Source organism: Spectribacter acetivorans, assembly GCF_031846305.1.
GTDB lineage: Bacteria > Pseudomonadota > Gammaproteobacteria > Nevskiales > Salinisphaeraceae > Spectribacter > Spectribacter acetivorans.
In genome coordinates this window covers 80,391-94,539 of sequence record NZ_JAVRHY010000009.1, presented here as the reverse complement: position 1 = coordinate 94,539, position 14,149 = coordinate 80,391, and the positions used below count along the sequence as shown (strand labels likewise).

Below are 14,149 nucleotides of genomic sequence, written 5' to 3'. Positions count from 1 at the left end.
CACGCCGGCGAATGTCGCAGACCGCCGCCGGCACGGCAATCCCGTCTGCAGGTGGTCAGGCGGCGCGGTCGGTCGGCTCGTGCCGGCTCCCGTCGAGGTGATAGTTGCCCAGGTCCAGTTCCGACGTCAGCGCCCGGTATCGCCGGTTGGTGCCCGGCCAGTTGTTGGTGATGCGCCCGTCGGCGGTGTGATACCAGCTGTTGCAACCCCAGTTCCAGACGGTATCGGCCAGTTCGTTCTGGATGTCCGCGTTGTACTGCTGCACCACGTTCGATTTCACGTCCAGGGTCCGGGCCCGGCCGGCGCGCAGTTCGCCCAGGCACTGGCGGATGTATTCCACCTGACACTCGATCATGTAGATGATGGAGTTGCCGCCCAGGTTGGTGTTGGGCCCGTAGCAGATGAACAGGTTGGGGAAGCCATCCACGGTGATGCCCAGATAGGCCTCGGCGCCGTCCGCCCAGCGATCGGCCAGCGACCGGCCGCCGCTTCCCTCGATGGTCATCGGAGCCAGGAATTCGGTGGCGCGGAAACCGGTGCCGTAAATGATTGCGTCCACCGCGTAATCGCGGCCGTCCGCGGTGCGGATGCCATCGGGGGTGATCCGCTCGATACCACCGGTTTCCAGCACGACATTGTCGCGGGTCAGCGCCGGGTAGTAATCGCTGGAAAACAGAATGCGCTTGCAGCCGATGGGATAGTCGGGCGTGAGTTTCTCGCGCAGCGCCGGGGCCTTGACCTGGCGTTTGAGATGGAAGCGCCACCAGGCGCGGAACAGCCCGGAAAGTCGGCTCTGCTGATGGAAGGCCGGCACGCTGGCGTCGCCGGAAGCCCGCAGTGCCCAGCGGAAGATGTCGCGATAGCGCGGGAGATGCCGGAACAGCCAGCGGTTGATCCGGCCGTAGGTGCGCTGGAAGCGGGGCAGCAGGTAGGGCGCGCTGCGCTGGAACAGCACCAGTCTGCCCACCTCGGCGGCGATGCGCGGGACGAACTGGATGGCGCTGGCCCCGGTGCCGATCACCGCCACCCGCTTGTCGCGCAGATCGTAGTCGTGATCCCACTCGGCCGAATGGAAGCTGTGGCCGGCGAAGTCATCGCGGCCGGGGATGTTCGGCCAGCCGGGGCGGCTGAGCTGGCCGACGCCGGTGATCAGGGCGTCGAACTCGTGTGTCTCGCCCTGGCTGGTGCGCAGATGCCAGACCCGGGCCTCGTCGTCGAAGCGGGCCGATTCGATTTCGGTGTTGAAACGGATATGCGGATACAGCCCGTAGCGGCGGGCGCAGTCCTGCTGATAGGCCAGGATTTCCGGCTGCTCGGGGTACGGGCAGGTGAAGCGGGCCTGGTAATCGAACGAAAACGAATACAGATGCCAGGGCACGTCGCAGGCCGCCCCGGGATAGGTGTTTTCCCGCCATACGCCGCCGACCTCGTCGCCCCGCTCGAACAGGGTGAGATGCTCGAACCCGTCCTGCTTGAGCTGGATGCCGGCGCACAGGCCGGAAAAGCCGGTGCCGATGATGGCAATCCGGGGCTGGCGATCGCTGGGCATGGAAGCTTTCCTCGTAACGCGCGACGTCATGACGGCGTGCACGTTAGTTAAAAAATGACGAAGCCGTCAATTTTTGGCGTTTTCCGGCTCGGGGAAAGTGGCTAGAATTTATCCGCATCCGGCCGTAACCGAGTTATTTCCCGTGATTGATGCCGCCCAGGCCCTGACCCGACTGCGCGAAGGCAATGCCCGCTATGTGGCCGATCAGCCATGGGCCGCGGGCGAATCGGCGGCGTTGCGCCGTGATCGCCTGGTAGCGGGCCAGGCACCGTTCGCCGTGGTGCTGGGCTGTTCCGATTCCCGGGTGCCGGTGGAACTGGTCTTCGATCAGCAACTGGGGGATCTGTTCGTGATCCGGGTGGCCGGGAACATCGTGGCCACCTCGCAGCTGGGCAGCGTGGAGTTCGCGGTGCAGGCATTCGGCACGCCGCTGGTGGTGGTGCTGGGCCATACCGGCTGCGGGGCGGTCGGGGCGGCACTGGATGCGCTCGACCGGCCGAATGACGATCTGACACCGAGCCTGCGCGCCATCGTCGGCCGGATCCAGCCCGCCATTCGTGGCCTCGGTCACGACTGCCCCGAACGGGGGCGCGAAGCGGTCCGGGCCAACGTGCGGGCGCAGATGGCGGCCCTCACCGCCGAATCGGCGCTGCTGGCCGAGCGCGAACGTCAGGGCGGGCTGCGCCTTGTGGGCGCGGATTACTGCCTGACCAGCGGGCAGGTGGATTTCTTTACCGAGGGTGACGTCTGACCCGCACGCGCGAGCCGGATGCGCCGGCGTCAGCGAATCAGCCAGCCCAGCAGCAGCATGCCGATCAGCAGCCAGATGATGCCGGAGACCACGGCCGTGCGGATCAGCGCGCGCACGCCGGCATACACCAGTAGCAGGCCGATTAGGAGAAAGGCGAGGCTGAATACCGAACTGCTGATGCCCAGGGCCTCGGTCAGGCCGTCGACGAAACTGTTCAGCACGCCGTCGATCTGTTCGAACACCCAGTGCAGGCCATCCACCACGGCGCGGATGCCGCTGCCCACCAGTTCCCCGATCCAGTAGAAGAATTCCTGCACGCTGACTCCGCTGCACGCCGCGATTCGCGGCCGACAGTGTAACCTCGGGCCGGTCATCTGGGCGCCGCGGGAGAGGAATACAGTGGATCAGGCCTTCTGGCACGCGCGCTGGTCGCGCCACGAAATCGGGTTTCACCAGCCGCAGGGCAATCCGCTGCTGGCCGCGTATTGGGACGACATCGGGGTGCCGGCCGGTGCCGAGGTGCTGGTGCCGCTGTGCGGCAAGACGCCCGACATGGCCTGGCTTGCCGCCCGCGGCCATATCGTCACCGGGGTGGAACTCAGCGACACCGCCGCCCGTGATTTCTTTGCCGAGCAGGCATTGATCGCGAAGACCGAGGACCACGCCGGCTTTGTTCGCTACACCGCCGGGGACATCCGCATCGACGTGGGTGATTTCTTCGCCTGGCCGGATGCCGCGTTCGCCGCCTGCGGCGGCTTCTACGACCGTGCGTCGCTGATCGCCCTGCCGCCCGACATGCGCCAGCGCTACGCGGACACCCTCGGCAGCAGGCTGCCGGCGGGCAGCCGCGGCCTGCTTATCGGCCTGACCTATCCGTCGGGCGAGATCGACGGCCCGCCGTTTTCGGTGGACCGCGACGACGTGATCACCCGGCTATCGCCGTATTTCGATATCGAGGTGCTGGCGGACAACGACGCCCTGGCGGACAGCGCCAACCTGCGAAATCGGGGCGTCACGAAGCTGGTGGAAACGGTCTACCGGCTGGTGCGTCGGGCCTGACCCGTCGCCGGCGGCTCAGAACACGCCGGCCTCGAGCCCGGCTGCCATGGCCATTCCCAGCTCGCGGCAGTCGTCGACGAATGCGTCGCGGAAATCCCCGCGGCAGACCAGCGGTTCGTTCACCGCCCGCCAGCGCAGGCCGGTGGTGATGGTGTCCACCGCACGGCAGGTGCCGGTGCCGTCCGACCCGGCCCGGACGCACAGGGCGTAGGGCAGCCCCTGCTTGTGGTCGAGCACGGCGTAGTAGGTCCGGTCGAAGAAGTCCTTCAGCGCACCGCTCATGTAACCCAGATTCTCCGGAGTGAATAGCAGGATCGCGTCGGCGGCGAGCACGTCATCCGGCCCGGCTTGCAGCGGTGCCGCCCGCTGCACGGAAACTCCCGCGATGGTGGCATCCGAGGCGCCTTCGGCCAGCGCGCCGGCCAGCCGTTCGGTATTCCCCGAGGGGGCGTGCGCAATGATCAGAAGCTGTTTGTCGGTACTCATGGTTGTTCCGTCGGCTTGCCCGCTGGTGCGTCCGGCCGGCAGTTTAGGTACGCTACTGCGCCCTATTCGAAGGTGTGGCGAATTATCGTCGCGCCGCAGGCAGTGTAAGAGTTCGTCATCCACGTCGTGGGCGCCGCTGGCCCGCGACGATCACCAACACAGCAGAACAGGCTGACTATTCGGGAGGATTGATCGTGACCGCAGACAATACTGAGGCAAGCACACCCAAGAAGAAATCGGTTGCCCTCTCGGGCGTGGTCGCCGGTAATACGGCGGTGTGCACGGTCGGGCGCACCGGTAATGACCTGCACTACCGCGGGTTCGACATTCTCGATGTTGCCGAAGCCTGCGAGTTCGAGGAAATCGCCCATCTGCTGATTCACGGCAAGCTTCCCAATCGCGCCGAACTGACGGCCTACAAGCGCCAGCTGCGCGCGCTGCGCGGCCTGCCGGCCAATGTCAAGAAGGCGCTGGAGTGTCTGCCCGCCGCCACCCACCCGATGGACGTGATGAAGGTCGGCGTGTCGGTGCTGGGGTCGGTGCTGCCGGAGGCCGCCGATCATCCCCATTCCGGCGCCCGTGACATTGCCGATCGCCTGCTGGCCAGCCTGGGTTCGATGCTGCTGTACTGGTATCACTTCTCCCATTCCGGCCGGCGCATCGAAGTGGAAACCGACGATGATTCCGTCGGCGGCCACTTCCTGCACCTGCTGCACGGCGAAGCCCCGCCCGACCTCTGGGTGCGCGCCATGCACACCTCGCTGGTGCTCTACGCCGAGCATGAGTTCAATGCCAGCACCTTCACCAGCCGCGTGATCGCCGGTACCGGCTCGGACTTCTACTCCGCCGTGGCCGGCGCGATCGGTGCGCTGCGCGGGCCCAAGCACGGCGGCGCCAACGAGGTGGCCTTCGAGATCCAGAGCCGTTACGACAATCCGGACGAGGCCGAGGCCGACATCCGCGAGCGGGTGGCCAACAAGGAAGTGGTGATCGGTTTCGGGCACCCGGTCTACACTGTGTCCGACCCCCGCAACCGCGTGATCAAGGATGTCGCCAAGCAGCTGTCCGACGACGCCGGCCGCACCAAGATGTTCGACATCGCCGAGCGGCTGGAAACGGTGATGTGGGACGTCAAGAAGATGTTCCCCAATCTCGACTGGTTCAGCGCCGTCAGCTACAACATGATGGGCATTCCCACCGCCATGTTCACCCCGCTGTTCGTGATGTCCCGCATCACCGGCTGGGCCGCCCATATCGTCGAGCAGCGCCAGGACAACAAGATCATCCGGCCGGGCGCCAACTACGTCGGTCCCGAGGATCGCAAGTTCGTGCCGATCGACGAGCGGGACTGATTCAGGCGACTTCGTGAAGCCTTTTCCGGGCCCGGGCCACTTCGGTGTGCTCGGGCCTTTCTGGTTTGGGCGGGGTATTCCGGTAACCGGACCAAGCAAGCTGCTGTTGAGCGGCGAGTATCGATAAACAGGTGGCGTAGGGCGTACTTGTTAGTGCGTCCCCTGACCGTTGGGATAGAAGAATTTCGCCCTGAAGGGCGAGTTCCTTTTCTTGCGCGCCCAAGAAAAGCAACGAAAAGAAGGGCGCCCGGACCGCTTGTCCCCCGGTCAGCGCGGCGGCGCTGACCGGGGGATTCCCGTCCGACCGCCGGGGCATGAAGCGGGCCGTGCCGACAGGACATCGTGTCCTGAACGGCACTAAACGGGCCATCCGTGGCCCGTTTACCCGATGCCCCGGCAGTCGGACGGCAAGCGCTAACGGGAGGGAAGAGGCGACCGCATCCGGCTGTGGCACCTTTTCTTCATTCCCGTCGGGACGAGCTGAGCACTGCAGGGCGGCGAGGCTCCCGGCCCGAAGGGGCGCGCACAGGAGGTGCGCGCGGTTTTCGCCGGCACACGGAGGTGCCGTCGAAACACCCCCTCGCCGACCGAAGCGCGCAGGACTCGCCCGCCGGGAGCGTTTCTTTGGTGACTTTCTTGTCGCATAAGAAAGACACCCGGCCCGCGTCAGCGGGGCGGAATCTTCTTTCCCTCGGCGCTAGGGGAACGTCGAATTGCCGGCACCGCTTCGCCTATGCCGGCTACCGGGCTGGGCGGCGATCAGCCGCCAAGATTCGAGATTGCCGCGGCCCCTGACGAGGCCTCGCTATGACATTCTTGCGGGGTTCGGTGGCCCGTTGATTCGGGCCGGCGCCATGAACGGCGCCTGCCGGGGCCGGCGGTAGCGTCAGAAGGTCATCAGGATCAATCGAACAACACCACCTGCCGCACCGCTTCCCCGGCAGCAAGCCGGTCGAACCCGGCGTTGATCTCGTCCAGTCGCAGGCGATGGGTCAGCAGCCGGTCCACCGGCAGGCGGCCGGCCCGGTACAGGGCCACGTAGCGGGGGATGTCACGTGAGGGCACGCCCGAGCCGAGATAGGAGCCGCGCAGGGTGCGTTCCTCGGCCACCAGGCTGACCGCGGGAATGGACAGCGCATCATCGGGATGCGGCAGGCCGACGGTGATGGTGGTGCCGCCCCGGCGGGTGGCGGCGTAGGCCTGGGACAGCACCGCGGCGCTGCCCACGGTTTCCAGCGCGTAATGACCGCCCCCGCCGGTGGCGGCGCGGGCGGCGTCCACGGCATCGGTATCGGCGGCGTTGATGGTGGTGGTGGCGCCCAGGTCGCGGGCCAGTGCCAGCTTGCTGTCCAGCCGGTCGATGGTGACGATCGGATGGGCGCCGGCGGCGCGGGCACCGATCAGGGCGGCGAGACCGACCCCGCCCAGCCCGAAGATCACTACCGATTCCCCGGGCCGCACGCGGGCGGTGTTGGCCACCGCGCCCACCCCGGTGAGCACCGCGCAACCGAACAGCGCGGCGATTTCCGGCGGCAGGTCGGCATCGACGCGCACGGCGGAGTTTGCGGCCACCACGGTCTGTTCGGCGAACGCCGACACGCCGAGGTGATGATGGCGGGTGTCGTTGCCGTGGTGCCAGCGCCGGGCGCCGGACAGCAGCGTGCCGGCCCCGTTGGCAGCGGCGCCGGGTTCGCACAGGGCGGCCCGGCCCTCGGCACATGGGGCGCAGTGGCCGCAACCGGGCACGAATGCAAACACCACCTGGTCGCCGATTTCGAAACCGGACGTGTCCGGGCCCAGCGCCTCGACGATACCCGCGGCCTCGTGGCCCAGCACCATCGGCGTCGGCCGGGGCCGCGAGCCGTTGATCACCGACAGGTCGGAATGGCACAGGCCCGCGGCGCGCACCCGGACCCGCAACTCGCCGGGGCCCGGCGGGTCCAGGTCAAGCGGTTCGATGGTCAGCGGGCGGGAGTCGGCGTACGGGGCGAGCAGCCCCATCTGGTGCAGTACGGCGGCGTTGACCGGCATCAGGAACGCTTCCCCCTAGTAGGCGCGCATCTTGAGCACCTTCCAGTTACCTTTTTCCTCGGTAACCTCCACCCGCGCGGCCATGCGGCTGCGGTTTTCGCCCATACGCAGGTTGAACATGGCGTCGGCGTCGTAGCCGCCTTCCTCGGTTTCGGCCATCTTCTGGATCTTCAGATCCGACACTTCGATGGTATCCGGGTCCGCCAGCGTGCCCATGTCGCGCGCCAGCCGCAGGGCGTCCTTGTCGGTCTTGCGGAAGTACTCGATCTGCTGCTCCGCACTCGCGCGCAGCTGGCTCTCAACCGCCTCGGTGAGTTCGGCATCCGAGGGGGCCTCGGCTTGTGCGCCCATTGATACGGCGAGCGCGGCTAGGGCAAACAATCCACGATGAATCATGATGGCCTCCGATCAGGCGTGTGACATGCCCAGACTATACGCACCGTGGCTTAATGTGGAGTCGGCCGCGAGCGGGTTATCCTCTGAATCATTCCAGCGCGGGCTTTACACGCGGTTAGGCCGCGCCTAGAATGCCGCTGACCAATCGATCAGTCAGCTTAATGGAAGCCGCTACTCAAGCCTTTGACGGTGCCGACAAGATCCGGCGCGCCGCCGCCGATCTGTTCGGCGAGCGCGGTTTCGACGCCGTATCGATCGCGCATATCGCCGAGCGGGCCGGTTCCAGCAAGGCCAATATCTTCCATCATTTCGGCAGCAAGGAAGCCTTGTACTTTGCCGTGCTTCGGGAGGCGGTGGACCGCAGCACCGACCACTTCCGTGACGCCATGCGGGCCGAACTCGATCCGTCGCAGCGCGTCGAGCGCGCTATCCGCGGCAGCCTGACCGTGTTGTTCGAGGATCCCGAGCGGGCACGACTGATCTTCCGCGAAATCATGGAGTCGGGCCCCTGCCGTGCCGAAGCGCTGGCCAACGAGGTGTTCGGCGATGATTTCACCGCTCTGACTCGGCTGTTCGCGGACATCCAGCCCGCCGGCGAGACCGAAGGCGCGGTGCCGCCCAGTTTTCTCGCCCATGTGCTGCTTTCCTGCAACGTCATGCTGTTCCACTGTCATCAGGTTCTCCGGCATCTGCCGGGCGGCGAGTACGCGGAGCAGCAGGAGCACTACATCAAGATGCTGAGTGATGTGCTTCTAAGCAGTATGCGAGCCAAACAGGAGACCAACGCGTGAGATCCGTTCGAGTCGCGGCCGTGGCGCTGCTGGTGGCCGGCTGGCCGCTGGCAGGTCAGGCCAACAAGCTGATCGACATCTATGAGTTGGCCAAGCGCGAGGACGCCACTTTCGCGGCGGCCGAGGCCCAGTATCGCGCCGACCGCGAGGTGTGGCCGCAGGCACGGGCCGCGGTGCTGCCCAGCGTGAACGCCACCGCCAGCTACTCGAAGGTCGATCGCGAGGTCGAGCAGACGCCGTTCTCCGGTGGTGCCGGCCCGGCACCACCGTTCAGCGACGACTTTAACAGCAAGACCTACGGCGTCGAGCTGCGCCAGCCGCTGTTCAGCTGGGGTATCCCGGCCACGCTGCGCCAGGGGCGCGACCGGCTGGAAATCGCCGAACTCGAATTGCAGCAGGCACGGCAGAATCTTCAGGCTCGGGTGATGCACACCTACGTGGACTTTCTCAAGGCCCAGGCCGCGCTGCGCCTGACCCGCGAGGAGCGCGAGGCGATCGCAGCCGATCTGGAACAGACCGAGGGCCGCTATGAGGTGGGTGAGATCAGCGTCACCGCCCTGCAGGAGGCGCGCGCGGCGCGAGACCTGAGCGAGTCCCGCATCATCGCGGCCGAGGCCGCGCTGGACGAGGTGCGCGAGCGGCTGCGCGAACTCACCACCCGCTGGTACGAGACCCTGCCGGACGTGCCCCTGGGCTATGAGCCGCAGATGCCGGAGCCGGCCGATATCGACGTGTGGGTGGATCGCACACTGCGCTACAACCCGGGACTGACCGCCACCGAGCGTCAGACCGAGGTGGCGCGCGAGGAGATCGAGCGCAAGCGGGCTGCCTATATTCCCGATGTCGACCTGGTGGCCGGCTACCAGGACACCGACGACACCGATTTCGTGTTCGGTGGCGCCAGCAACGACACCCGTGTCGGTCTCGAGGCCACCTGGGCGCTGTTCGATGGCGGCCGCAACTTCTCCGAGGCCCGCGAATCCCGCGCCCTCTATGCGGCGTCGGAAGCCGAACTGGAGCGGACCCGCCGCGAAGTGACCGCGGCCACGCGCAACGCCTATCGCGGCGTGGTGACCCAGTTGCGCCAGGTCCAGGCGCTGGACAAGGCCGTGGAGTCGGCCCGCACCGCCCTGCGCAGCATTCGCAGTGAATTCGATCTGGGCGAACGCAACCAGACCGATGTGATCGACGCGCGCCGCAACCTGTATTCGGCGCTTATCGATCGTGCCCGTGCGAAGTATGACTACGCCAGCGCCGTCACCCGGCTGCGCCTGGCCTCCGGCGTGCTGGTGCCGGAAGACCTTGCCCGGATCGATGCCCTGCTGCTCGAACCGGACGCCCCTGCTGAAACCCTGATTCCCGAGTCGGAGTAACCCATGCGCCTACGCATGTTTATCGTCATCGTGCTGCTCGCCGTCGTGCTGGGCGGTGTTTTCGGATGGAAACTGTTCACCAATCACATGCGTGATCAGTTCATCGCCAACATGGATGCCCCACCGGTCACCGTGGCAACGGCGCCGGCCGAGGCCTCCGAGTGGACCAACACCCTGCGGGTGACCGGCGAAGTAGTCGCCATCCAGGGCGTGTCGGTCAGCGGCGAGGTGGCCGGCATCGTCCGTGAGATTCAATTCGAGTCGGGCGACCGGGTCGAGGCCGGCGATACGCTGGTGGCCCTGGATACCGCCGAGGACCGCGCACGGCTGGAAGGCCTGCGTGCCGACGCGCGGCTGGCCCGGGCCACGCTCGAGCGCAAGCAGGGTCTGCGCGACCGGGACCTGGGCTCGCAGGCGGAACTCGACGAGGCCCAGGCTCGCGCCAGCCAGACCTCGGCGGCGGTTTCCGCGCAGGAAGAGCTGATCGCCAAGAAGACCATCCGGGCGCCGTTCGCGGGCCGGCTGGGCATCCGCCAGGTGGATCTGGGCGAGTACCTGAGCCCTGGCACCGGCCTGGCGATGCTGCAGCGGCTGGATGAGGTGTACATCGATTTCGAGGTGCCGCAGGAACGGATTGCCGCCCTGTCCCCCGGGCAGTCGGTGGACGTGCGCGTCGCCGGCTATCCGGACACCTTCGAGGGCACCGTGGAAGCGCTGGACCCGGCTCTGGACACCGCCACTCGCACGGTGCGGGTGCGCGCTCGGGTGGCCAACGAGGACGAGCGTCTGCGTCCGGGTATGTACGGCAACGTCGAATTGTCCGTGGGCGAATCAGAGGAGTTCCTCACCATTCGCCAGACGGCGATTGCCTACAACACCTACGGCGACTCGGTGTGGGTGGTGGTGCCGAAGGACGGCGAGGGTGACGACAACGGCCTTACCGCCGAGCGCCGCACGGTCAAGACCGGCCGTAGCCGTGGCGACCAGGTGCAGATTCTCGATGGCATCGAACCCGGCGATCGGGTGGTGGTGTCCGGCAATCACAAGCTGCGGCCGAACGCCACGGTCAAGGTCGACAACGACGTCTTGCCGTCGGACGAATCCGACCCCGAGAACGTGGACAACTACTGATGCGCCGCCGCGTTTCGCCGGCGTCACATCTTCCTGAAGCAAGGTAAGCCATGCAGTTCACCGACATTTTCATCCGCCGCCCGGTGCTGGCAACCGTGGTGAGCCTGCTGATCCTGCTGGTCGGCCTGCGGGCCTATTTCGATCTGGTGGTGCGCCAGTACCCGCAGTCGGACAAGGCGGTGGTGAGCGTTCAGACCACCTATGTCGGCGCCGACGCCGAGCTGGTCAAGGGTTTCATCACTACCCCGCTGGAAAAGGAAATCGCCTCGGCGGACGGCATCGACTATCTGCAGTCCACCAGCGCCCAGGGGGCGTCGGTGATCCAGGCTCATCTGGAACTCAACTACAACCCGATCGAGGCGCTGACCCAGATCACCTCGAAGGTGAACAAGGTCCGTTCCGAACTGCCGGAGGCCTCGGAAGACCCCGTTATCGATGTACAGGTAGGCGAGACCACCGCCTCGATGTACATGAGCTTCACCAGCGAGGTGATGGAGCCCAACCAGATTACCGACTACCTCAATCGGGTGGTGGTGCCGGAGCTGTCCACCGTGGCCGGCGTGGAGAGCGCCGAGGTCATCGGCGGGCGCCGGTTCGCCATGCGTATCTGGCTGGACCCGGACCGGCTGGCGGCGTTCAACCTGACGCCGAGCGAGGTGCGTCAGCGCCTGACCGAGAACAACTTCCTGGCCGCGGTCGGTTCCACCAAGGGCAACATGGTCAAGGTGGCGCTGGATGCTGCCACCGACCTGAGCAGCGAGCAGGAATTCCGTGAACTGGTGGTCAGCGAATCCGGGGGCACGCTGGTACGCCTGGGCGACGTGGCCGAGGTGGAACTGGGCGCCGAGACCTACGACAACAGCGCCATCAATACCGGCCGGGAAGGGCCGTTCGTCGGCATTACCGTGCTGCCCCTGGCCAACGAACTGACGGTGATCCAGGACGTGCGGGAGAAATTCCCCGAGATCACCGCCCAGTTCCCGCAGGGTCTGCGCGGCGAGATCGTGTACGACGCCACCGAATACATCGAGGAGTCCATCAACGAGGTGGTGTTCACCCTGGGTCTGGCGCTGGCCATCGTCACGCTGGTGATCTACCTGTTCATGGGGTCGATGCGCTCGGTGCTGGTGCCGGTGCTGGCGATTCCGCTGTCACTGATCGGCGTCGGCACGGTGATGCTGATGCTGGGCTTCTCCATCAACCTGCTTACCCTGCTGGCACTGGTGCTGGCGATCGGGCTGGTGGTGGATGACGCGATCATCGTGGCGGAGAACATCCACCGTCACATCGAGGACGGGATGAAGCCCGTGGATGCGGCCATCCGTGGCGCGCGCGAGCTGGGCACGGCCATCATCGCGATGTCGCTGACCCTGATTGCGGTGTATCTGCCGATCGGTTTTACCGGCGGGCTCACCGGCAGCCTTTTCACCGAGTTCGCCTTTACCCTGGCGGGCGCGGTGTTCATTTCCGGCATCGTGGCGATCACCTTCTCGCCCATGCTGTGTTCCAAGGTGCTCAAGCCGCACAACGGTAATAGCGGCGGCTTCCAGAACTGGCTGGATGACAAGTTCGAGCGTCTGCGCGGCGCCTATCAGCGCCGGCTGCACGGGTCACTGGAATTCCGGCCGGTCACCTATCTGTTCGCCGTGGTGGTGGTGGTGAGCTGCTACTTCCTGTTCATCATGGGCGAAAGCGAACTGGCGCCGGTGGAGGACCAGAACATCCTGTTCGTGCAGGCCACCGCGCAGCCCAACGCCACGCTCAAGCAGCTGGAGACGTACACGCGGGAGATGACTTCGCTGTACGACGAATTCCCCGAGCACGATCGCTATTTCCTGATCAACGGCTTTGCCGGTCCCGGCCAGGCCGGCGCCACCAACCGGGCGATCTCGGGCATGGCGCTCAAGCCCTGGGGCCAGCGTGATCGCAGTCAGATGGAGATCAAGCCCGAATTCACCGAGGTGATGCGCGGCGTGGCCGGGCTGGACACCGCGGTATTCGAGCGGCCGCCCCTGCCGGGCAGCGGCGGTGGCCTGCCGGTGCAGTTCGTGGTGGGCTCCACCGCCGAGCCGGACCAGATGCGCGAGGCGGTCGATGAACTGGCCAGCCGGGCCCAGCAGAGCGGACTGTTCCTGTTCACCGACCTGGACCTGAAGTTCGATCGTCCCCAGGTCACCGTCAACATCGACCGAGAGGCGGTGGCGGATCTGGGGCTGACCATGCAGCAGGTGGGGAGTGATCTGTCCACCATGATGGGTGGCAACCTGGTGAACCGCTTCTCCATCCAGGGCCGGGCCTACGAGGTGATTCCCCAGGTGGTGCGCGGTGAACGGCTGAACGCCGACCAGCTGGAGAACTACTACATCCGCTCGGCTGATGGGCGCAAGGTGCCGATGTCGGCCGTGGTGTCGCTGGAAACCAATGTCGAGCCCCGCAGCTTGGCGCGGTTCCAGCAGCTCAATGCGGCCACCCTGTCCGCGGTGCCCACGCCCGGCGTGACCATCGGCCAGGCGCTGGATTACCTGCGCGGCGAGGCGGCGGAGGTGCTGCCCAGCGACTACAAGCTGGATTACGCCGGTCAGTCGCGTCAGTTCGTGGAGGAAGGCAACGCCCTGATCATTACCTTCTTCTTCGCGATCATCCTGATCTATCTGGTGCTGGCGGCCCAGTTCGAGTCCTTCCGCGACCCCATCATCATGCTGGTGACGGTGCCGATGTCGGTGGCCGGGGCGCTGGCGTTCATTACCGTCGGCGTGACCACCATCAACATCTACACCCAGGTGGGGCTGATCACCCTGATTGGCCTGATCAGCAAGCACGGCATCCTGATCGTGGAATTCGCCAACCAGTTGCAGGCCGAGGGCCGCAGCAGGCGCGAGGCGATCGAGGAAGCCGCCAGCCTGCGTCTGCGCCCGATCCTGATGACCACGGCGGCGACCGTCATGGGCATCTTCCCGCTGGTGATCGCCACCGGCGCCGGTGCGTCTTCGCGGTTCTCGATGGGCGTGGTGATCGTGGCCGGCATGTCCATCGGCACCCTGTTCACGCTGTTCGTGGTGCCGGCGATCTACATGCTGCTGGCGCGCGACCGCCGGGCCGAAGCGGCCGAGTCCAGCGACGGCGACAGCGGGGCCACCGCACCCGACCCGGCCTGATAATACGGCGGGTGGTGGCCGGTTGCCGCCGCCCGCCCGTACCCCGGTCGGGGTGCTGCCCACGACAGACGCGCC

The 14,149-nt window shown here is 66.3% G+C and carries 12 protein-coding genes; 7 read left to right on the top strand and 5 right to left on the bottom strand.

Annotated elements, in window-relative coordinates; translation table 11 throughout:
- Positions 1-55: 55 nt before the first annotated feature.
- Entirely contained in the window at positions 56-1,549 is a 1,494-nt protein-coding gene (locus RM531_RS10890; RefSeq protein WP_311659266.1) for a flavin-containing monooxygenase, read from the bottom strand.
- Positions 1,550-1,691: 142 nt separating this feature from the next.
- On the opposite strand from RM531_RS10890, the gene RM531_RS10885 reads away from it, so the two are divergent.
- A complete protein-coding gene (locus RM531_RS10885) occupies positions 1,692-2,300 on the top strand; it encodes a carbonic anhydrase (RefSeq protein WP_311659265.1) in 609 nt (202 codons plus the stop codon).
- A gap of 29 nt (positions 2,301-2,329) precedes the next feature.
- On the opposite strand, the gene RM531_RS10880 is transcribed toward RM531_RS10885, so the two are convergent.
- Positions 2,330-2,617, bottom strand: coding sequence for a hypothetical protein (locus RM531_RS10880; protein WP_311659264.1), 288 nt, complete (start codon positions 2,615-2,617; stop codon positions 2,330-2,332).
- Between the two features lie 82 nt (positions 2,618-2,699).
- Between RM531_RS10880 and RM531_RS10875 the strand changes: the two genes are divergently transcribed.
- Positions 2,700-3,359: a thiopurine S-methyltransferase gene (locus RM531_RS10875; protein WP_311659263.1), complete on the top strand. Its 660-nt coding sequence runs from the start codon at positions 2,700-2,702 to the stop codon at positions 3,357-3,359.
- 15 nt (positions 3,360-3,374) lie between these two features.
- On the opposite strand, the gene RM531_RS10870 is transcribed toward RM531_RS10875, so the two are convergent.
- Positions 3,375-3,845 carry a flavodoxin family protein gene (locus tag RM531_RS10870; RefSeq protein WP_311659262.1) on the bottom strand — a complete coding sequence of 157 codons (471 nt, stop codon included), beginning with the start codon at positions 3,843-3,845 and terminating at the stop codon, positions 3,375-3,377.
- A gap of 191 nt (positions 3,846-4,036) precedes the next feature.
- Between RM531_RS10870 and prpC the strand changes: the two genes are divergently transcribed.
- Positions 4,037-5,197, top strand: a complete 1,161-nt coding sequence (gene prpC, locus RM531_RS10865) for a bifunctional 2-methylcitrate synthase/citrate synthase (protein WP_432280511.1) — start codon at positions 4,037-4,039, stop codon at positions 5,195-5,197.
- 903 nt (positions 5,198-6,100) lie between these two features.
- Here prpC and RM531_RS10860 read toward each other — a convergent pair.
- Positions 6,101-7,228 carry a zinc-dependent alcohol dehydrogenase family protein gene (locus RM531_RS10860; protein ID WP_311659260.1) on the bottom strand — a complete coding sequence of 376 codons (1,128 nt, stop codon included), beginning with the start codon at positions 7,226-7,228 and terminating at the stop codon, positions 6,101-6,103.
- A gap of 15 nt (positions 7,229-7,243) precedes the next feature.
- Complete coding sequence (locus RM531_RS10855; RefSeq protein ID WP_311659258.1) at positions 7,244-7,579, bottom strand: hypothetical protein; 336 nt, start codon at positions 7,577-7,579, stop codon at positions 7,244-7,246.
- 206 nt (positions 7,580-7,785) lie between these two features.
- On the opposite strand from RM531_RS10855, the gene RM531_RS10850 reads away from it, so the two are divergent.
- Genes RM531_RS10850 through RM531_RS10835 form a run of 4 tightly spaced genes read left to right on the top strand, consistent with a single transcriptional unit; the run spans position 7,786 to position 14,074 of the window.
- A complete protein-coding gene (locus RM531_RS10850) occupies positions 7,786-8,415 on the top strand; it encodes a TetR/AcrR family transcriptional regulator (protein ID WP_311659256.1) in 630 nt (209 codons plus the stop codon).
- Positions 8,412-9,788, top strand: coding sequence for a TolC family outer membrane protein (locus tag RM531_RS10845; RefSeq protein WP_311659254.1), 1,377 nt, complete (start codon positions 8,412-8,414; stop codon positions 9,786-9,788). Before RM531_RS10850 ends, RM531_RS10845 begins: the two co-directional genes overlap by 4 nt.
- 3 nt (positions 9,789-9,791) lie before the next feature.
- Positions 9,792-10,919, top strand: a complete 1,128-nt coding sequence (locus tag RM531_RS10840) for an efflux RND transporter periplasmic adaptor subunit (protein WP_311659253.1) — start codon at positions 9,792-9,794, stop codon at positions 10,917-10,919.
- Positions 10,920-10,969: 50 nt separating this feature from the next.
- The gene (locus tag RM531_RS10835) at positions 10,970-14,074 is read left to right on the top strand and encodes an efflux RND transporter permease subunit (protein WP_311659251.1); all 3,105 of its coding nucleotides are present in this window, start codon (positions 10,970-10,972) and stop codon (positions 14,072-14,074) included.
- Positions 14,075-14,149: the final 75 nt, after the last annotated feature.

What these genes read in the sequence shown, in the direction of transcription:
- RM531_RS10890 (WP_311659266.1), bottom strand. Translation starts at nt 1,549, where the DNA reads ATGCCCAGCGATCGCCAGCCCCGGATTGCCATCATCGGCACCGGCTTT.
- RM531_RS10870 (WP_311659262.1), bottom strand. Translation starts at nt 3,845, where the DNA reads ATGAGTACCGACAAACAGCTTCTGATCATTGCGCACGCCCCCTCGGGG.
- RM531_RS10860 (WP_311659260.1), bottom strand. Translation starts at nt 7,228, where the DNA reads ATGCCGGTCAACGCCGCCGTACTGCACCAGATGGGGCTGCTCGCCCCG.
- RM531_RS10855 (WP_311659258.1), bottom strand. Translation starts at nt 7,579, where the DNA reads ATGGGCGCACAAGCCGAGGCCCCCTCGGATGCCGAACTCACCGAGGCG.
- RM531_RS10850 (WP_311659256.1), top strand. Translation starts at nt 7,786, where the DNA reads ATGGAAGCCGCTACTCAAGCCTTTGACGGTGCCGACAAGATCCGGCGC.
- RM531_RS10840 (WP_311659253.1), top strand. Translation starts at nt 9,792, where the DNA reads ATGCGCCTACGCATGTTTATCGTCATCGTGCTGCTCGCCGTCGTGCTG.
- RM531_RS10835 (WP_311659251.1), top strand. Translation starts at nt 10,970, where the DNA reads ATGCAGTTCACCGACATTTTCATCCGCCGCCCGGTGCTGGCAACCGTG.